Genomic DNA, 18,390 nt, shown 5'->3' on the forward strand with positions numbered 1-18,390 from the left:
CGCCGCGACGACTTTCGGGCCCGGGACCGGTCATAACGGGTACGCACGCCCAACGGAGAAGGGACCGTTCCCATGGCCGGCCTCATGGTGGACTTCATCATCTCGCTCGACGGGTACGCGGCCGCGGACGGCTGGCCCGGGCTCTGGGGCCTGGAAGGGCCCGAGTATCTCGCCTGGCTCGGCACCGAGGCCGAGAAGCGGCACACCAGCCTCATGGGCGCCACGACGTACCGGCTGATGTCCCGGTTCGCCGAGGAGATGCCCGACGATCCCGGCTTCGCCGGACTGACGGCGATGCCCAAGGTGGTGTTCTCGTCGACTCTGGAGGCGCCGCTGTCCTGGGGCAACACCGAACTGGTGCGGGAGGACGCCGTACGGGCCGTCCGCGACATGAAGGGGCGGGGCACGGACCCCCTGCGCACCCTCGGCAGCCTCACTCTCTGCCGGTCGCTGCTCACCGCCGGTCTGGTCGACCGTTTCCGGGTGGTCGTCTTCCCGGTCATCACGGGCGCCACCGGCAGGGAGCGGATCTTCGACGAGTATCCGGACGTCGCTCTCGACCTGGTCGAGAGCCGCACCTTCGACGGCCGGCTCCAACTGATGGAGTACGTGCCCACCGTCCTCGACGGGCCGCCCGGGGCCGACACCTGACAGCGGCCGGCGAGGGCCCGGCCGGAGCCGTCGGCTTCGGCCGGCCGGTCGCTACCCCCCGTGCCGCTCCCTCCGCGCCTGCTGGAAGGCGTCGGAGAGGGTCTCGGCAGCTCCGGACAACAGGCCCTTGGTCGCTCCCTGGGCCCCCGACTCCTTGACGCGTCCCGGCAGTTCGGCCAGGCCGGCCGGCTTGCGAGGACCGGCCTCCAGGTCGAGACGGTTGCAGGCCTCGGCGAAACGCAGATACGTGTCGACGCTGGCCACCACGATGCGTACGTCGATCTTGAGTATCTCGATCCCGACGAGGGAGACCCGTACGAAGGCGTCGATCACCAGGCCCCGGTCGAGGATCAGTTCCAGCACGTCGTAGAGACCGCTGGACCCTCCGCCTCCGCCCTGCCGTGCCACTGCGGTCACCGCGACCAGTCCCTTCCCCAAGATGGTGTGGACCGTTTCCGGCTGCCCGGCGAGCAGCTTCCCTGATGCGGATGTCCACTGACCGTTCGGCCAAACGGGCCCGGGCACCAGGACGCCGGGGGCGCGGCCGCTCGGGGTCCTCGTTCCCGGAAAACCGGGTTTGTCCCGGGACGGCAGGCGTTACAGTCGGCGGGCAGTGGTCTTCCGCCGACGGGGCGGTGGCCCTTTCCGGGGGCCGGGAGCAGTCCCGTCGGGCACCGTCGTGTTCCGTGAGCCGTCGTAGAGGTGGTAGCCCATGAGCATCGTCGACCTGGCCGCACTCGGTGACTCCTTCACGCGCGACCCGTACCCCGTGTACGCCCGCTTACGGGCGCGGGGGCCCGTGCACCGCATCCGGATGCCGGAGGGGAACGCGGAGGCCTGGCTGGTCGTCGGTCACCGGGCGGGGCGTGCCGCGCTCACGGAACCGACGCTCACGAAGGACTGGAGCAAGGCGTCGCCCTCGCTCCCGCTCGGCGCCGTCTCCTCCGGGCCTCACATGCTCAGGTCCGACCCGCCGGACCACACCCGGCTGCGCCGGCTGGTCGCGCGGGAGTTCACCCCGCGCCGGGTCGAGGCGCTTGCCCCGCGCGTACAGAAGATCACCGACGCGCTCCTGGACCGGATGCTCGCGTCCGCCGACGGACGCGCCGACCTCGTCGAGGCCCTGTCCTTCCCGCTGCCCATCTCGGTCATCTGCGAGCTCCTCGGTGTTCCGGACCTCGACCGCGACTCCTTCCGGGCGTGGTCCGGCGACGCCCTCGGCGCCACCGATCCCGAGGTCCGCACGGCGGCCGCGGCCTCCATGGCCCGGTACCTGGAGGAACTGCTCGCGGACAAGCGGCAGCGGCCGGGCGACGACCTCATGAGCGCCCTGATCCACAGCGCCGACGGCGACGGCGACCGGCTGTCCCCGGACGAACTCCGGGGGATGGCCTGGCTGCTGCTCGTGGCGGGTCACGAGACGACCGTGAACCTCATCTCCAACGGCGTCCTCGCCCTGCTCACCCACCCCGGGCAACTGGCCGCGCTGCGTGCCGATCCCACCCTGGTCGACTCCGCGGTCGAGGAGGTGCTCCGCTACGACGGGCCCGTGGAGACCCCCACGTACCGGTTCACCACCGAGCCGCTGACCATCGGCGACACGGTGATCCCCGGGGGAGGCGAACTCGTCCTCGTGGCCCTGGCCGACGCCGACCGCGACCCGGCGCGCTTCCCCGACCCCGATCGCTTCGACATCACCCGTGACGCCCGAGGCCACGTGGCGTTCGGCCACGGCATTCACTACTGCCTCGGGGCACCGCTGGCCCGCCTGGAGGCGCGCATCGCCTTCAGAACCCTGCTGGAGCGCTGCGAGAACCTGGCCCTGGACATCCACCCGGCTGCCATCGCCTGGCGCCCGGGCCTGATGATCCGCGGTCCGCAGAGGCTGCCCGTCCGGTTCACCTCCTAGACGAACGCTCCGCCGGACGTGCTCCTGGAGCATGCTGAGTGCCCGCATCGCTTCGCGCTCGATCCGCGAGAGATCACGGAGGACGGAGCCGGCCCGCACGAGGTTCTCCGCGTCGCCGGATGCGCCCGCTGCCGCGATGAGAGCGGCCACCTGTGACCAGAGGGTGGCGGCCTCGGCGTACAGGCTGTGGCCGGTGCGCAGGTGACTGCTGTCGATCAGTTGGGCACACTCGGCGAGGAAGTCCCGGTACAGGTTGCGGAACAGGGCGCCGCCGGTGCCGGCCCTCTCCATGAGGACGGCGGCCCGCGACAGGTGCTCCCGCGGATTCTCGCCGCGCTCCAGCCATTTCGGCACGTGCTTGGCGGTCTTCTCGATGCCCCGGTACCCCAGGTTCGCGATGGGCGGGTTAAGGAAGGCCTCGGCACAGGCCTTGATCGCGGGGACGATCCGGTCCTCCGGTGGCATCGGGCCGCCGGGCGCCGCGACGGTGAACGAGCGGTGCCGGGCGGTCATGGGGCCGCGCTCGGCTCTCGCCCTGGCCAGGGCGGCGAGGCCGGTCGACACGGCTCCGCCCTGCGCGTCGGTGTCCACCAGGTAGGCCTCCTGATCGTCGTAGCCGTACATGGCCACGACGTGCCCGCCGAAATGCACCTTGGTGCGGAAGTAGTCGAGGTGGTGGCTGTCGAGCTGAAGGCCGACCGGCCGGCCGGCGTCGATGTGCGCCGCCACGTTCTGCCACGCCTTGCGCGGGGAGGTCGTCTCCTCGACCAGGAGCTCGAGTCCGAGCGCGGTGGCCAGGTTCCTGGTGAGCTCGAACGGTTTGACCCGGCCTCCGAGGAAGGGAAAGCCCATGGCCTTGCTGTCCCAGTGGACGAAGGACAGTCCGGAGCCGAGACCGAACAGCATGGGTTCGGACATGTCGATTCCCTCATGCCTCAGCAGCACGCCCAGCGCCGTCGTCTCACAGTGCCGCATACCGCGGGCATCGACGCCCTTCACCATGGCCATGCCGCTCATTCTCCACCGTGGCCCGGCGTGAGCGTCTTCCAGAAGGCGTAGTGGTGGTCGGCCGCGAAGTCGGTGCGGCCGATGCGGCCGGACGCGAGCCTCTGCACGTAGGGGTCGCGGTCCGTGAACCGCTTCCACGAGGGCACGTCCGGTCCGTTCGTCCGCCCGGTGGCCGCGAACCGGCTCCAGTAGGCGAGCACGGTGTCCGCCAGGGAGGTCTGCCGGGCGTCGAGCGGTTCGAAGAGGTCGTTGTCGAAGAGGTAGGCCAGGTCGGTCATGTGGCCGGTGCCGAGCGAGAAGCTCGCCGGCCGCGGCACGTTCGTGAAACCGGGGGCCTCGGTCTCGGCGAAGTCGTACGCGTGGACGGGGGTGTGGCGGGCCAGCGCCCGCTGGGTGTCTAGTGCCGCGGCCGACCACTCGGAGTCGGTCAGCACGGCCGACAGAGCCGCTCCGGGCGCCGGGTGGCGCGCGGCCGGATACTCGTCCAGGACCGCGGAGGCGTCCTTCCCGAACCGCTCGGTGACCTTCTCGGCGTAGCCCTCGGCGGTCAGCGGCCGCCCGGTCGACGTCTCCTCGAGCCCTGCCAGGCCGCTCATCTCGTCGTGCGTGGAACCGTGCAGCACCGGCACCCGGGCGAACCTCCCGGCGGCGATCGCGCGTGACGGGGCCTCGGGCAGCACCGTGCCGTCCACCACGGGCCGGTAGCCGTCGTGCCCGGACGCGGACGCCGCGATGAGCTCGGCCGTGGACCTGCCCCGCAGGCAGGAGTCGACGGTGCGCGGATCCTCGCAGTGCGCGGCCGCGGCGACGGCGCGCCCGCCCTCCTCCGCCCGCTCACGGGTGAACGAGCCGTCCGGTCCGACGCAGCCCGCGCTCTGCACGATCGCCTTGTCGAAGAGCCCGCGGGCACCGGGCGAGACCATCTGCGCGCAGACGCTGTAGCCGCCGCCCGACTGCCCCATGAGCGTGACGTTGTCCGGGTCGCCGCCGAAGGCTGCGGCGTTGCGCTCGACCCATCTCAGCGCGGCCTGCTGGTCGAGGAGGCCGAGGTTCGCCGGGGCGCGCAGGCCGGGGACGGTGAGGAAACCGAAGGCGCCGAGCCGGTAGTTGATCGTCACGACCGTCGCGCCCTGCCCCGCGGCGGCGAGCCGGGCCGCGCGGTAGGTGGCGCCGTCGCCGTAGGTGAAGCTGCCGCCGTGGATCCAGACGATGACCGGCAGCCGTCCCGTCGGCCGCCCGGCCGGAGTCGTGACGTTGAGGTAGAGGCAGTCCTCCCCGCCGCCGCCCTCGATCGAGACGGGCTGGTCGGTCGGCTGTGCGCAGGCTCCCTTCGGCGCGCCGGCGTTCAGCGTCGACGACCACGGGCGCACCGGCTGCGGCTCCTTCCACCTGCGCTCCCCGGTCGGCTCGGCCGCGTAGGGGATGCCCTGGAACGTGCGCACCCCACCGGCGACCGTGCCCCGCACGGGGCCCTCGGCGGTCGTCACCCGAGCGGGGTCGGCCGGTGCGCCGGGGCGGGAGGAGGCGGGGACGGCCGTGATCGCGGCGGCGGCGAATGCCGCGCAGACGGTGAGGGCGGCTAGGGCTGTGAGTCGGGATTTCCTGGTGCTCATCCGGGCTCCTGGTCTCGGCGTGGTCCTGGGAGCCCGGAACGGTAGCCAGGATTTGGGCAGATGCGCAAGACGTTTGCCCAATGCGTTCGCATGAGGCGTTCGTCTAAGGCGTTCGTCTGGCGCACACGCACAGGTCGTTGTTAGGGTCTGCGCCATGGGAAACCGGGAGAAGCTGCTGGAGGCCGCCAGACAGTGCCTCTTCGCCAAGGGCTACGAGCGCACGACGGTCCGCGACCTCGCCTCCGCGGCGGGCGTCAGCATGGCGGCGATCGGCTATCACTTCGGCTCGAAGGAAGCGCTGCTCAACCAGGCACTCTTCGAGGCGCTCGACTCGGGGGGCCGGGCCTTCGGCCCGTCGGCGGACGACACCGACCTCGCCGGGCTGTGGCGCCGTCTGATCGAGGCGTTCTCGGCCGACAGGACCTTCTGGATCGCCAATCTGGAGACCGTTCTGCGCGCGCAGCGGGATCCGGAGCTGCGTGAGCAGATGGCCGCCGGGCTGCGGCAGGGACGCAGCGGCATGGCGCGGGAGGTCACCGGCACCGCCGAGGCCGAGCTCTCCGAGGAGACGATCCGCAGCATCGGCTCGGTACAACTGGCCCTCGTCAGCGGCCTGATGATGCAGCACCTCACCGACCCGGAGTCCGCGCCCACCGCCGAGGAGGTGCTCGAGGGCCTGCGGGCACTCGCCGCCCACCTGCCCGAGGAGGCGTGAGGCTTCGGACCCGCCGCGACGCGAACTCACGGGCATCGGCTGGGAGTGCGGGGTCCGGACAACGGGAATCGTGGTCCGGGGCGGCGGGAACAACGGTGTCACGCACGGGAGTTGGCAGGTAGGGCGGGACGAAGAACGCCGCAGCTCGGTCTTGAGCGGGAGTCGGACGACGGGGGTTGTCCGCGGACACGCAAGGGGGAGAGTGTGGGCAGAGCGGGGCGACCCCAGGGTGATCCGAGAGGGGCGACGGCAGAGGCCAACGCGCTGGCGGGGTTCCTCCGGGAACTGACCGAGGGCGTGGGGGTGCGGGAACTGGCGCAGCGGTACGAAGGCGTCGGCAAGACGTTGTGGGGCGAGTACCGCTCCGGCGCGCGGATCATCCCGTTGAGCCGGCTCAACGCGGTGGTCAAGGACCGCTACCGCGACGCCCGCGGCCGGCAGGTGATGCTGGCCAGGGCCCGGGAGCTGTACGAGGCGGCCCTGCGGGCCGAGACGCCGGGCGGGCCCGCAGGTGTCGGGGCGGGCCCATCGGCCGAGGGGCGGCGGACCGGCGGGGAAGGCGCCGTCGCAAAGGGGCCGACACAGGAGCCGGATGCCTCCCCGGCGGGCGTGCCGTCGGCCGGGCCGGACGGGCTTGGCTCGCACGGTTCTTCGTCACCGGTCGCCGCCGGCCCCTCCGACGCGGCGCGGGCGGCACCGCTGCCAGGACCGCCCGACGCATCCGCCCGGAAGGGCTCCGCCCCGGTGCGGCCGACCCGGGTGACCGCGTCGGAGCACCCCCCGCCGACGGACGGCCCGCCGTCGGCGGAACCGGGCTCCCCGCACGCAACCCCGTCCAGCCGTCGCCCGGCGCGGGTGACCTTCGCCGCCGCGGCGCTGCTGGTGCTCGTCGCCACCGCGACGGCGGGCGGCATGTACATCGCCGGCACGCAGAACGACACCGCGGGCCGGCGCGGCGGACCGGAGATGTCCCTGAACCCGCCGTCCACGTCCGCCGTACCCGGCGACGACCACGGCCCGCCGCCGACCGCTTCCCCGGGTGAGCCGGGCGGCGGCGCGCTCTCCCCGCGGCCCACGACGCGGCAGCCCTCCGCCACGGCGTCCTCGCCGGGGAGAGCCCCTGCCGCCGTGAGCGAGGTCCCCGGTACGGCCTACGCGGTCAGCCCCGACCGCACCGAGGTCCTGAAGTGGACCCACACGCAGGGCTGGACGCAGGTCGGCGGCATCGCGGACCACGTCTACGCCGGAGCCGCGGGTGTGTTCGCCACCAACCCGCACACCAGGGACATCTACGCCTACCACGCCGCCAGCCAGTCGTGGCAGTGGATCGGCTCGCCCGGCGCCCGGTTCGTCGTCCAGGGCCGTTCTCTGTACGCGCTCACCCCGAGCAAGCACGCGGTCATGCGCTGGACCGGTACGGGCGGGGAGTGGGAACCGGTGGGCGGCCCCGCGGACGAGCTGTACGCCGGCGCGGCGGGTCTGTACGCCACCGGCCCGGACGGCGGTGACCTGTTCCGCTACGCGGGTGCACACGCCGGCTGGCGGCGTGCGGGCAGCCCCGGCGCGGAGTTCGCCGTCGGCGACGACTACGTCGCGGCCCTTGCTCCGGACCGCGGCGAGATCTGGATGGCGGACGCCGAAGGCCGCGGCCGGCACCGCGTCGGCGGCCCGGCCGGACACATCTACGCCGGTGGCGCCGGCCTCTTCGCCACCGACCCCGCGGGCAGGCAGCTTTTCAAGTACGGCGGCTCGCCGGGCACGTGGATCCGGATCGGCGAGGCCGGTACCGCCCACGCCGTCGACGACCGCTCGGTCTACCGCATCGCCAAGGGGACCTCCGCGGTGGAACGCTGGACCGGCGGCACCACGTGGAAGCCGCTGGGCGCCGACGCCGGAGTGATCACCGCCGGGTGACACGGCCGGGCACGGCGGAGGGGGTGCGCCGGAGATCACTGATCTCCGGCGCACCCCCTCGGGGCGGACGCCCGGCCTCAGCCCAGGGTGACGACGCTCGCGTGATACCGCTCCGCGAACTGCTCGCAGACTGCCACCATCGGCCGCGGCCGGGCCTGGACGTGCACGCCGGAGCCGATCGGACGGTTGCACTCCTTGCGCAGATCCTGGAGGAAGACGGCGTCCACCCGCGCCTTGGGGCTTTCGGGGCCGATCCCGGTCAACCCCGCGACCCCGTTGCGGAAGCCGTCCTCGCCCAGCAGGTCACGGTAGTTGCGGTACCCGAAGTCGTGACGGATGCACGCTCCCGTGAAGTCGAAGCCGGCCGGCTGGTCCGGGCTCTTGCTGCACCCGTCGTGGTCCCACCGCAGTCCGTACGGGTCGGGCCGCTTGTCCACGAGGCGCGCGCCCCGCGCCCTCGCCCAGGCGTTGAACGACTCCTGCCCCGGCTGGAAGAAACTGCTGACGAGGTCGACGGCCTGCCGCTGGGTGATGGACGACGACTCCACCGTCCCGGCCGTCCGGACCCAGGCGCCGTCCTTCGAGGTGTAGCGGAGGACGGCCGACCGGTCCGGCGACACCCCGAGCACGGTGGTGTTCCCCTGCGGGTCGCTCTCCAGGCTCAGGAACGCCGCACCGGGACCGCCGATCATCCGCCACTCGGCCGGCGCGGACCCGGCCCGGGTCCGTACGAAGGCGTTGCCGTTGCCGGGATCGGTCGTCACCAGGCCCTCGGGGCCGCCGTAGAGGTGCTGCGCCGGGCCGCCGATCGTGCGCCAGCCCGTCTCCTTCGTCCACTCGCTGACGGACGAGCGGTCGGGCGCCAGTGCGTAGAGCCGGTCGCCGCCCACGACGAACTCGGCCCCCGGGCCGCCGATCCTGGTCCACCGGTCCGTGTCGGAGTCGACGCCCGCCGCCGCGTCGCCCACCGACGTCGTCGGGCTGCCGTCGTACCGGTAGACGTCTCCCGCCGGGGAGGTGGCGAACAGGCCGGCACCGCCCGCGTAGATGTCCTGCGCCGGCCCGCCGATCGTCCTCCACCCCGACGAGGGGTCCCACGCGCTCACCGACGACCTGTCGCCGGCCAGGGCGTACAGCTTGTCGTGACCGACGGCGAACGCGGCCGCGGGTCCGCCCACGGGCGTCCACGTGCCGTCGGCCTCCCCCGGCGCGGGCGGCTGGTACCGCAGGACGCTTCCGTCGGCCACAGACGTGGCGAACAGCCCGGCACCCCCGCCGTACAGCGCCGCCGCCCCGCCGCCGATCCTCTTCCACGTGTCCCGGTCGGTGGCTCGGTAGACCGCGGACCCGTCTGCCGCCAGGGCGTAGACCTGCCTGCCCACCGCCGCCAGCGACGCCACCCCGTCCGCGGAGCCCGAAGCGCTGACCCGGGACACCGTGTCCGCGGCCGGCGCCCCGGGGCGGCTCTCTGGATCCGGGGCCCCGGCGGCCCACGCGAGCCCGCCCATTCCCAGCACCGTCACCAGGGACACGCACAGCATGCGCGCTCCCCGCATTCTCCCGGCGCTCCTCCTGCGGGCACCGACGGCGGAATCCTCCGCGTGCCCCCTCGACGACCACACCATTTCCGTTACCTCCCGGTCGGATCGGACGACGTGGAGGCAACGCTGAACGCCGCCGCGAATGTCCGCTGTCCGCGACCGGCAAAGCCGCAGGTCAGTAGGTGGACAACCCCCTTTGTCCGCGGACGGGACACCGGCGTGCGGGCAATCCGGGACGCGTACGTGCACAGTCCTCGGCGCTGGGCGGCGGGCGGATCCCCCTCAGGGGCGCCCCGCCGGCCCGGTCGGACGATCCGCCGTGACCAGCCAGGACGTGCTGCGCAGCCGTACCGTGCCGTCCGCCGCCAGGTGGTCGCGCAGATGGTCCGTCAGAGTGCGGCGGGCGCGGTCGCGCGCGGTCGCGTCGGCCTGTTCCAGCAGATGGCGGCCGGGGCCCGTGCCCAGCAGGAACTGCGCCGCGTCCTCGGCTCCGTGCCCCCATGTCCCCCATGCCTCGGCCCGGTCGACGGTGATGTCCGTGAATCCGGCCGCGGCGAGGACGTCGCGGATGCGGTCCGGGGCGGCCAGGGAGAACATGCCGGGCAGTCCCGGCTTCCCGAAGTCGCCGACCGGCAGGAAGTCGCGCAGCGACTCCACCGCTGTCACCCAGCCGTTGAGCCGGGCATCGGCCGGGCAGACGAACGCCAGGCGCCCGCCGGGCCGCAGGGCCCGGCCGACGTTGCCGAAGGCCGCCACGGGGTCGGCGAAGAACATCACCCCGTAGCGGCTGATCGCCACGTCGGACACCCCCGCCCCGAAGGGATGCACCTGCGCGTCGCCCTGGGTGAAGGAGGCGTTGGTGACACCCTCCCGTGCCGCGCGGGACCGTGCCTCGGCCAGCATCGGAGCGGAGAGGTCGAGGCCCAGCGCGTGCCCTTTCGGTGCCCGCCGGGCGGCGAGCCGCGTGGTCTGCCCGGCGCCGCAGCCCAGGTCGAGGATCCGGTGGTCCGGCGCGATCTCGGCGGCGTCGAGCAGCGGCTCGTCGAACCCCTCGTTCACCGCGTTCCAGCGGTCCTGGTTGCGGGCCCAGTGGGCGCCTTCGGGGCCGTTCCATGCCTTTTCCTGATCGGTGTTGACGACGTCCGGCACGGGTGCCTCCTGTGGTGGAAGACGGAGAATGGGCGTGCGCCCAAAACAGTATGGGCACGCGCCCGTACTGGCAATCCCCGTTATGATCCGTGGAGTTACGGCCCCTGAGGCGGATCGGGAGAGCGACAGATGTCACCGCGCGGAGTGGCGACGCCGGACATACGGGAGCGGCTGTTCTCGGCCGCCGAGCGCGTCGTGGAAAGGGACGGGCCCGGCGCGTTGACCAGCCGCTCGGTCACCGCGGAAGCGGACTGCGCCAAGGGGCTGCTGCACGCGCACTTCGCGGGATTCGACGCGTTCGTGGCCGAGCTCTGCCTCGACCGGTTCGCCCGCACGGCGGCGAGGGCGCAGGCCCTGTCCGGTCTCGCCGGCGAGGGCACGGTGGCGGGAAATCTGGACGCCGTCGTCCTCGCGTTGTTCGACTCCAGCGGCGCCGCCCTGTCCGGCCTGGCCCTGAGCCGCGCGGCGGCCACCCAGCGCATCCGCACGGCGCTGGAGGGCGGAGCGCCCGGTTTCACCGCGATACAGGAGGCCGTGACCGGCTATCTGGAGGACGAGCAGAAGCTCGGCCGGGTGGCGGAGACGGTCGACCCGGACACCGTGGCGCTCGCCGTCGTCGGCACCGCCCACCATCTCCTGATGACCGGTGGGCCGGGCGCACCGGACCCACGGCCCGTCATGAGGCGGGTGGTGGCGGCCCTGGTGGAGCGGTAGGGGCTCCCCGGCACAGGCTCACGGCCCTCGGCGGGCGGTCCCCGGCGCCGTCGTGCCGGTGAGGTTGTGGGGCCACCCCTCGGGAGGGGTCAGGGGTGGCCGTGGTGCGACGTCCGACCCGTGTTCCGGCGTCAGGCGCGCGTGTTGACGCTCACCGGCCAGGATCCGGTCGGAGGGGTCCAGCCCTGGAGGGTGGCGGGGATGCCCACCCGGGTGTTGCAGTCGATGACCTGGAAGTGCAGGTGGGGGCCGCTGGCGGCGCCGGTCGAGCCCGACCAGCCGATGATCCGCCCCTGCGGCACCCAGTCACCGGTGTTGTAGAGGGCGCGGTTGAGGTGGGCGTAGTGGGTGCAGCGCCCGTTGGAGTGCCGGATGATCACCTCGATGCCGTTCTGCCAGTACGGCGACCAGTCCGAGACCAGGACGGTACCGCCCTGGGCCGCGGAGACCTCGTAGTTCGCCGGGAGTCCGAAGTCCCAGGCGTACTCGTTGTAGGGGCCGGTGTGCGAGTACGTTCCCTCGGGTCCCTGAGTGACCTGGTAGGCCTCTCCCGCCGGGTAGGGCAGTTCGTAGTAGTAGTCGGCCGCCGCCGCCGGTGAGGCGGCGGCGAGGCCGAGTCCCGCCACGGTCAGGGCCGCGCTCGCGACGGCGGTCAGTCTGCGCATGGTCTTGCCGGCACGACGGTTCACTGCGTCTCCCTCTTCTGCGTCCGGGTACTCTGTGCCGGCCCTGTTCGGACCGGAGCGACAACGTTGGGGCTCGACTCCGTCGCCGGGCAATGGAGTTGCAGTTAGATGCCACGGGAGAACACGGTGACCCGACGCCTCCGGTCAGGGCGCCATGGCCGGCCGGGTGAGCCTGCCGTCGTGGACTTCGGCGATCCGGTCGGCGGCGGCGAGGTGGGTGCGGTCGTGGGTGACCAGCACGGTGGCGGTGGCCCGCTGGTGGGTGAGGCGGGTGATCAGGTCGATGACGGCGGTGCCGCGTTCGTGGTCGAGGGCGCTGGTGGGTTCGTCGACCAGCAGGACGGTGGGGTCGTTCATCAGGGCGCGGGCGATGTTGACGCGCTGGCGCTGGCCGCCGGAGAGCTGGTGGGGGCGGCGGCCGGCCTGGTCCGCGAGACCGACCGCGTCGAGGAGTTCCAGGGCCCGGCCCCGGGCGGTGCGGGGCCTGCGGCCGTCGATCTGCGCCATGACCTGGAGCTGTTCGACGGCGGTGAGGGAGGACAGCAGATTGGGCTGCTGGAAGACGATGCCGATCTTGTGGCGTCGCAGGTCGGTCAGTTCACCGCGGCTCAGGCCGGTGGTGGGGGTGCCGTCGATGGTGACGGTGCCGGAGTCCGGGGTGATGAGGGTGGCGGCCACGGCCAGGAGGCTGGACTTGCCGGAGCCGGAGGGGCCGACCACGGCGGTCAGGCTGCCCTTGGGGACGTCCAGGCCGACCCGGTCGAGAGCGGTCAGACGGGAGTCCCCGTCGGGGTAGGTGAGGGTGACGTCGGTCAGGGTCAGGCTCATCGGGCGCTCCCCAGGGCGGTCAGCGGGTCGACGGAGGTGATGCGGCGGATGGACAGGGCCGCTCCGAGGGCTCCGAGCAGGATCGTCACGGCGGCCGGGAACAGGACGGTGGCGGGCGTGAGGAGGAAGGGCACGGCGGAGCGGGACACGAGTGCGCCCAGGGCGGCTGCGATGCCGGTGCCGAGCAGGGTGCCGCCGACGAGCAGGACGACCGCCTGGCCGAGGGCGTCCTTCAGAAGGCCCGCCGTGGAGGCGCCGAGTGCCTTGAGGACGGCGACGTCGCCGCTGCGCTGGATCGTCCACACGGTGAAGAAGGCCCCGATGACGAGGGCGGAGATGGCGAACAGGAAGCCGCGCATGAGCTGCAGGGAGCCGTTCTCGGAGGTGTAGGAGCCTATCGCGGCCAGCGAGTCCTCGACGGACACCGTCCGGGTGCCGGCCCGCCGGTCGACGGCCGCGACATCGGCCCCGGAGGCTGTGTCCAGGGCGATGACGGTGGCGGTCGGGCCCTCACGGGTGCCGGTGGGCGGGGCGATCTTCCGCCAGACGTCCAGGCCGGTCCAGACGACCGGCGTGTGGCTGAAGTAGGCGTCGCCCTTCACGGCGGCCACCTCCACCCGCTGACCGGCCAGGGCGAGCGTGTCGCCCGGGCGCAGGCCGAGGTCGTCGGCGGCCGCGGTCGACAGCACGACAGCACTGCCGCTGATCCTTCCGCCCTCGGGGGCGAGGCCGGAGCCGGGCCGGACCCCGAAGGCGGAGACCCCCGTGCTCCGGTCCCCGGCGGTGGCCTTGGTCGTGGTGATCCCCAGCGGTTCGGCGCTCTCGACACCGGGCGCCGCGGACCACTGCCTCCACTGCCGCTCCGTGACGGTGGAGTCGGCGTAGGACAGCTCCCCTCCGCCACCGGGGGCCCGGAAGGCGATCCGGTCGGCGGGCAGGGAGGTGATCGCGGAGGTGTTCTGCCGGCCCAGTCCGGCCGTGAGCCCGGACAGCAGTCCGACCAGCAGGGTGATCAGCACGATGACGGTCCCCATCAGCGCGAAGCGCCCCTTGGCGAACTTCAGGTCTCTCCAGGCGACGAACACGGGCTCGGCCCGTCCTTTCCAGCGGCGGAATCGGTACGCCTCCACCGTCGCCGCCGGCCCCCCGTGTGCGCGTCCCACGCAGGACGGCACTTCACGGGCCGAAAGAGCGGGCGCGGGTTCCAACTTTCGATGGAGGCCCCCCGGCTGCCCGCCTCCGTAACCTGGGACGCACTGTGAACACCACTGCACCTGCCCTGACCACGACCCCCCGGCCCCTGGCCTGGTGCCTGCACCTGCTGATCACCGGCCTGCTCGCCCTGGCCGCCGCGCGGACCCTGGTGGACGGCCGACCCCACGCCGGGGCGACCGTCGCCGTCGCCGCGGTGTGCGGCCTGGTGTACGCCGCGGGTCCGCTCCTGCCCCGCGTCCGGGCCTCGCGGCGGGCCGCCGCCTGGTGGCTGGCCGCCGTGGGCGCCGTGTGGCTGGTGCTGCTGGCCCTGTCCCCCGACGCGGTGTGGGTGGCGTTCCCGCTGTACTTCCTCCAGCTCCATCTGCTGCCGCGCCGTACCGGCCTGGCCGCGGTGATCGCCACGGCCGCGGCCGCCGTCACCGGCTTCGCCGCCCACCAGGCCGCGTTCAGTCCGGCGATGGCCATCGGTCCCGCGCTCGGCGCGGCGGTGGCGGTCGCCGTGGTGTGGGGCTACGAGGCCCTGTACCGCGAGAGCGAACGGCGCAGGGAGCTGATCGAGGAGCTCACCGCCACCCGCGCCGACCTGGCCGAGGCACAGCACACCGCGGGGGTGCTCGCCGAACGCGAGCGGCTCGCCCGCGAGATCCACGACACCCTCGCCCAGGGCTTCTCCAGCATCCAGTTGCTGCTGCGCGCCGCCGGACGGGCCCTTCCGGACCGGCCGGACGCGGCCGCCGGCCATGTGGAGGCGGCCCGTCAGGCCGCCGTGGACAACCTCGTGGAGGCCCGCCGTTTCGTCGCCGCCCTCACTCCCCCGTCCCTGGAAGGCACCGGTCTGGCCGACGCGCTGGAACGGCTGTGCGCCACCACCGGCGCCCGGCACCGGATCACCGCGCGCTTCCACATCACCGGCGATCCCGTGCCGCTGCCGACCGCCCACGAGGTCGCCCTCCTGCGCATGGCCCAGTCCGCCCTCGCCAACACCGTCCGCCACGCCGATGCCACCACCGCCGAGGTCACCCTCAGCCACCTCGGCGACCACGTCGTCCTGGACGTCGTCGACGACGGACGCGGTTTCGATCCCGGCCGGCTGCCCGTGCCCGACCCCGAGAGCGGGGGCTTCGGCCTGGCCGCCATGCGTGCCCGCATGACCGCCCTCGGCGGCACCCTGACCATCGCGTCCGAGCCCGGTCACGGCACGGCCCTGGCCGCCCGGCTCCCCCTCGCCCCGCCCGTCGAGACCCGCTCGGAGACCCGCCCGTGACCGACGCTCCCGTCCGCCTCCTGCTGGCCGACGACCACCCTGTCGTACGAGCCGGACTGCGTGCCGTCCTGGAGACCGAACCCGGCCTCCTCGTCGTGGCCGAAGCCGCCACGGCCGAGGACGCCGTCACCCGCGCCGCGGAGGGTGGCATCGACGTCGTCCTGATGGACCTGCAGTTCGGCAAGGGCATGGGCGGCGCCGAAGCCACCGCCCTGATCACCGCACGCCCGGGAGCCCCCCGGGTCGTGATCCTCACCACCTACGACTCCGACGCCGACACCCTTCCCGCCATCGAGGCCGGCGCCACCGGCTACCTTCTCAAGGACGCCCCGCCCGAAGACCTGGCCGCCGCCGTCCGCACCGCCGCCGCCGGACGCACCACTCTCGCCCCGACCGTCGCGGACCGGCTGATGAACCGGCTGCGCACCCCCGGCACCTCCCTGACCCGGCGCGAGACCGAGGTCCTCGCCCTGGTCGCCGACGGCCTGTCCAACCAGGCGATCGGCAACCGTCTCCACCTGACCGAGGGCACCGTCAAGTCCCACCTGGCCCGCATCTACACGAAGCTCGACGTCGACTCCCGCACCGCCGCCGTCGCCACCGCCACCGAGCTGGGCCTGATCCGCCGCTGACCAGTCCCCCCGCCCGGCGCCCCGTCGCCTCCCCGGCACCGGTCGGGCGCTCACCCCCGTGGTCCGGAACCGGGCCCGGTACACCGTGGGAGACACCCCGAAGGCGTTCTGGAACAGGCGCCGCATGGTCTCCGAGGCCCCGAAGCCCGACTGCCGCGCGACCTCCTCCACCGAGGCGGCGCCCGAGGACAGCAGGTCCTTTCCGGACGCGGTGCCGGCACCAGTGTTCTTCGCCGGGCGGTGCGCTCGCCATGTCCGTGAGGCCATGTATCCCGCAGATGCCGACGAGACCATGTATCCCACGGCTACGGACACAACCGCTCCGCCACCCCGGCCGGGGAGCGCCTGGATGCGGGCGGGAGCGCGGCGCCCTGCGGGCCGGCAGGCGCGCGTGCGCCGACCCCGGCTCGGCGTAGGCACCGGACTGAACGACGTCCTTGCGGACGTGTCCGAACACCTCGTCGCCGGGCACGAACTCCTCGACGTCGAAACCGACCCGCTCGCCCCCCTCAGTGAAGCGCGTCTCCATGAGCGCGTCGAGCCGCCCCTCGGCGAGCTTCCGATCCACTGGGCCGACCCCTGCGGCCCTCACCCGGATCAAGACTTCACGGGGCGACCCTGGGGCCGGGGAGGCCCGTCGGTTCCAGCGCCTCGGCTCCGCCGCATTCCGCGACGGTGATCGCTTTCATGCGGCGCCCCCGTCGGCGCGCCGCACCGGCCCGAAGGTGCGCACCAAGGCTGCGAGCCGGTGGTCCTCGGCCGCTTCCGCGAGGGCCTCGCCGAGGGCCCTCTCGTTGGTCGGGCGGGCTTCTTCGAGGAGCTTGAGGCCGGTGTCGGAGACGTTGGTGTAGATGCCGCGCCGGTCGGTGGGGCACAGATAGCGCATGAGCAGGCCCCGGTCCTCCAGACGGGTGACCAGACGGGTCGTGGCGCTCTGGCTGAGGACGACGGCGTCGGCGACCTGCTTCATCTGCAGATGGCCGCCGTCTCCGTCGTGCTGGCGGCTCAGCACGTCGAGCAGCGAGTACTCGCGCACACTCAGGCCGTGCTCGGCCTGAAGGGCGCGCTCGATGTGCGCCTCGATCCTTCCGTGCAGCAGGGACAGCGCGCACCAGCCCTGGGCCAGGGCGGTGAGCGAGGGGGCGGTTGCGGTCATGGGGGGCTCCTTCGTCGGGCCGTGCACCCATAGTTGCACACGAAGGCAAACCCCTCTCGAGCATAAGTGCGTTTGCATTTATCAAGCGTCTGCAACTATTGTTTCCGGACGTAAGCGCCGCACGCAATCATCTGGAAGGTAACTCCCATGCCTCTCGCGCTCCTGGCACTGGCCATCGGGGCCTTCGGGATCGGCACCACCGAATTCGTGATCATGGGCGTCCTGCCCCAGGTCGCGGGCGACTTCGGCGTCACCATCCCCACCGCCGGCTGGCTGGTCTCCGGCTACGCCCTCGGCGTCGTCGTCGGCGCGCCGCTGCTGACCGTGCTGGGCACCAAGGTGTCCCGCAAGAAGATGCTGATGTTCCTGATGGCGCTGTTCGTCGTCGGCAACACCCTCTCCGCCCTCGCCCCGGGCTTCGGCCTCATGCTGATCGGCCGGGTCGTGGCCTCCCTCGCGCACGGCGCGTTCTTCGGTATCGGCTCCGTGGTCGCCGCCGACCTCGTGGCGCCCGAGAAGAAGGCCTCGGCCATCTCCCTGATGTTCATGGGCCTGACCGTGGCCAACATCGTCGGCGTCCCCGGCGGTACCTCGATCGGCCAGGCCGCCGGGTGGCGCGTCACGTTCCTGATCGTCGCCGCGCTCGGTGTCGTCGGATTCCTCGGCGTCGCGAAGCTGGTGCCCGAGACGGGCCGCCCCGAGTCCGTGAGCGTGCGGCGCGAGTTCGCGGCGTTCAAGAACGTCCAGGTCTGGCTCGCCATGGCGATGACGGTCCTCGGCTACGGCGGCGTCTTCGCCGCGATCACCTACATCACCCCGATGATGACGGAGGTCGCCGGCTACACCGAGGGCGCAGTGACCTGGCTGCTCGTCCTGTTCGGGATCGGCATGTTCCTCGGCAATCTGCTCGGCGGCCGGTTCGCGGACCGCAGGCTGATGCCGATGCTCTTCACCGCCCTGGGGGGCCTGAGCGCCGCGCTGCTGCTGTTCACCGTGACCGCGCACCACAAGGTGCCGGCCGCGATCACCCTCTCGCTGATCGGCGCGCTGGGCTTCGCGACCGTGCCGCCGCTGCAGAAGTGGGTGCTCGACCAGGCCTCGGCCGCTCCGACCCTGGCCTCCGCCGCCAACATCGGCGCCTTCAACCTCGGCAACGCCCTCGCGGCCTGGCTCGGCGGTCTCGTCATCGCCGCGGGCCTGGGCTACACCTCCCCCAACTGGATCGGCGCCGTCCTCTCCGGCACCGCGCTGCTCCTCGCCTTCGTCGCCGCCCACCTCGACCGCCGCACCCGGGCCGCCGGACGCGTCGTCGCCGGGTCGGCGCCGGCGGAGACCGCCGCGGTGCCCGCCGGGCACTGAGCGGCCGCGCACCACACCCCGTACCTCAGAAGGACC

The 18,390-nt window shown here is 72.9% G+C and carries 16 protein-coding genes and 1 pseudogene; 8 read left to right on the forward strand and 9 right to left on the reverse strand.

Annotation, left to right across the window (positions count from 1 at the left end; all coding sequences use genetic code 11):
• Window positions 1–72 precede the first annotated feature (72 nt).
• Window positions 73–651 (forward strand): dihydrofolate reductase family protein, encoded by a 579-nt coding sequence (locus ACH499_RS06375; protein ID WP_399014091.1) that lies wholly within the window; start codon window positions 73–75, stop codon window positions 649–651.
• Window positions 652–702: 51 nt separating this feature from the next.
• On the opposite strand, the gene gvpJ is transcribed toward ACH499_RS06375, so the two are convergent.
• Window positions 703–1,068, reverse strand: a complete 366-nt coding sequence (gene gvpJ / locus ACH499_RS06380; protein ID WP_356204861.1) for a gas vesicle protein GvpJ — start codon at window positions 1,066–1,068, stop codon at window positions 703–705.
• A gap of 295 nt (window positions 1,069–1,363) precedes the next feature.
• Here gvpJ and ACH499_RS06385 point away from each other — a divergent pair, with 295 nt between their 5' ends.
• Window positions 1,364–2,560, forward strand: coding sequence for a cytochrome P450 (locus ACH499_RS06385; protein ID WP_356204863.1), 1,197 nt, complete (start codon window positions 1,364–1,366; stop codon window positions 2,558–2,560).
• A 27-nt stretch (window positions 2,561–2,587) separates the two neighbouring features.
• On the opposite strand, the pseudogene ACH499_RS06390 reads toward ACH499_RS06385, so the two are convergent.
• Window positions 2,588–3,568 (reverse strand): annotated as a pseudogene (locus ACH499_RS06390) (BtrH N-terminal domain-containing protein); the annotation flags it as partial.
• 5 nt (window positions 3,569–3,573) lie between these two features.
• A complete protein-coding gene (locus ACH499_RS06395; protein ID WP_399014092.1) occupies window positions 3,574–5,181 on the reverse strand; it encodes a carboxylesterase/lipase family protein in 1,608 nt (535 codons plus the stop codon).
• Between the two features lie 154 nt (window positions 5,182–5,335).
• Here ACH499_RS06395 and ACH499_RS06400 point away from each other — a divergent pair, with 154 nt between their 5' ends.
• Both ACH499_RS06400 and ACH499_RS06405 read left to right on the forward strand, forming a co-directional pair.
• Window positions 5,336–5,896 carry a TetR family transcriptional regulator gene (locus ACH499_RS06400; protein WP_356204867.1) on the forward strand — a complete coding sequence of 187 codons (561 nt, stop codon included), beginning with the start codon at window positions 5,336–5,338 and terminating at the stop codon, window positions 5,894–5,896.
• A gap of 204 nt (window positions 5,897–6,100) precedes the next feature.
• Window positions 6,101–7,810 carry a hypothetical protein gene (locus tag ACH499_RS06405; protein ID WP_399014093.1) on the forward strand — a complete coding sequence of 570 codons (1,710 nt, stop codon included), beginning with the start codon at window positions 6,101–6,103 and terminating at the stop codon, window positions 7,808–7,810.
• Window positions 7,811–7,887: 77 nt separating this feature from the next.
• Here ACH499_RS06405 and ACH499_RS06410 read toward each other — a convergent pair whose 3' ends face one another.
• Entirely contained in the window at window positions 7,888–9,366 is a 1,479-nt protein-coding gene (locus tag ACH499_RS06410) for a phospholipase A2 (RefSeq protein WP_356204871.1), read from the reverse strand.
• Between the two features lie 267 nt (window positions 9,367–9,633).
• Entirely contained in the window at window positions 9,634–10,500 is an 867-nt protein-coding gene (locus tag ACH499_RS06415; RefSeq protein WP_399014094.1) for a class I SAM-dependent methyltransferase, read from the reverse strand.
• A gap of 129 nt (window positions 10,501–10,629) precedes the next feature.
• Here ACH499_RS06415 and ACH499_RS06420 point away from each other — a divergent pair, with 129 nt between their 5' ends.
• Entirely contained in the window at window positions 10,630–11,214 is a 585-nt protein-coding gene (locus ACH499_RS06420) for a TetR/AcrR family transcriptional regulator (RefSeq protein ID WP_399014095.1), read from the forward strand.
• Window positions 11,215–11,345: 131 nt separating this feature from the next.
• Here ACH499_RS06420 and ACH499_RS06425 read toward each other — a convergent pair whose 3' ends face one another.
• From ACH499_RS06425 to ACH499_RS06435, 3 genes are all read right to left on the reverse strand, one after another.
• The gene (locus tag ACH499_RS06425; protein WP_356204877.1) at window positions 11,346–11,903 is read right to left on the reverse strand and encodes a M23 family metallopeptidase; all 558 of its coding nucleotides are present in this window, start codon (window positions 11,901–11,903) and stop codon (window positions 11,346–11,348) included.
• 141 nt (window positions 11,904–12,044) lie between these two features.
• Entirely contained in the window at window positions 12,045–12,728 is a 684-nt protein-coding gene (locus ACH499_RS06430) for an ABC transporter ATP-binding protein (protein WP_356204879.1), read from the reverse strand.
• Entirely contained in the window at window positions 12,725–13,813 is a 1,089-nt protein-coding gene (locus ACH499_RS06435; RefSeq protein WP_399014096.1) for an ABC transporter permease, read from the reverse strand. Before ACH499_RS06435 ends, ACH499_RS06430 begins: the two co-directional genes overlap by 4 nt.
• A gap of 173 nt (window positions 13,814–13,986) precedes the next feature.
• Between ACH499_RS06435 and ACH499_RS06440 the strand changes: the two genes are divergently transcribed.
• Together ACH499_RS06440 and ACH499_RS06445 are read left to right on the forward strand one after the other, a co-directional pair.
• Window positions 13,987–15,207 carry a sensor histidine kinase gene (locus tag ACH499_RS06440; protein WP_399014097.1) on the forward strand — a complete coding sequence of 407 codons (1,221 nt, stop codon included), beginning with the start codon at window positions 13,987–13,989 and terminating at the stop codon, window positions 15,205–15,207.
• Window positions 15,204–15,839 carry a response regulator gene (locus ACH499_RS06445; RefSeq protein WP_399014098.1) on the forward strand — a complete coding sequence of 212 codons (636 nt, stop codon included), beginning with the start codon at window positions 15,204–15,206 and terminating at the stop codon, window positions 15,837–15,839. The genes ACH499_RS06440 and ACH499_RS06445 overlap by 4 nt, the downstream gene beginning before the upstream one ends.
• Before the next feature lie 685 nt (window positions 15,840–16,524).
• Here ACH499_RS06445 and ACH499_RS06450 read toward each other — a convergent pair.
• Window positions 16,525–16,995, reverse strand: coding sequence for a MarR family transcriptional regulator (locus ACH499_RS06450; protein WP_356204886.1), 471 nt, complete (start codon window positions 16,993–16,995; stop codon window positions 16,525–16,527).
• A 147-nt stretch (window positions 16,996–17,142) separates the two neighbouring features.
• Between ACH499_RS06450 and ACH499_RS06455 the strand changes: the two genes are divergently transcribed.
• Window positions 17,143–18,354, forward strand: coding sequence for an MFS transporter (locus tag ACH499_RS06455; protein ID WP_356204888.1), 1,212 nt, complete (start codon window positions 17,143–17,145; stop codon window positions 18,352–18,354).
• Window positions 18,355–18,390 lie beyond the last annotated feature (36 nt).

This window comes from Streptomyces sp. NPDC018947 (genome assembly GCF_044390505.1).
GTDB lineage: Bacteria > Actinomycetota > Actinomycetes > Streptomycetales > Streptomycetaceae > Streptomyces.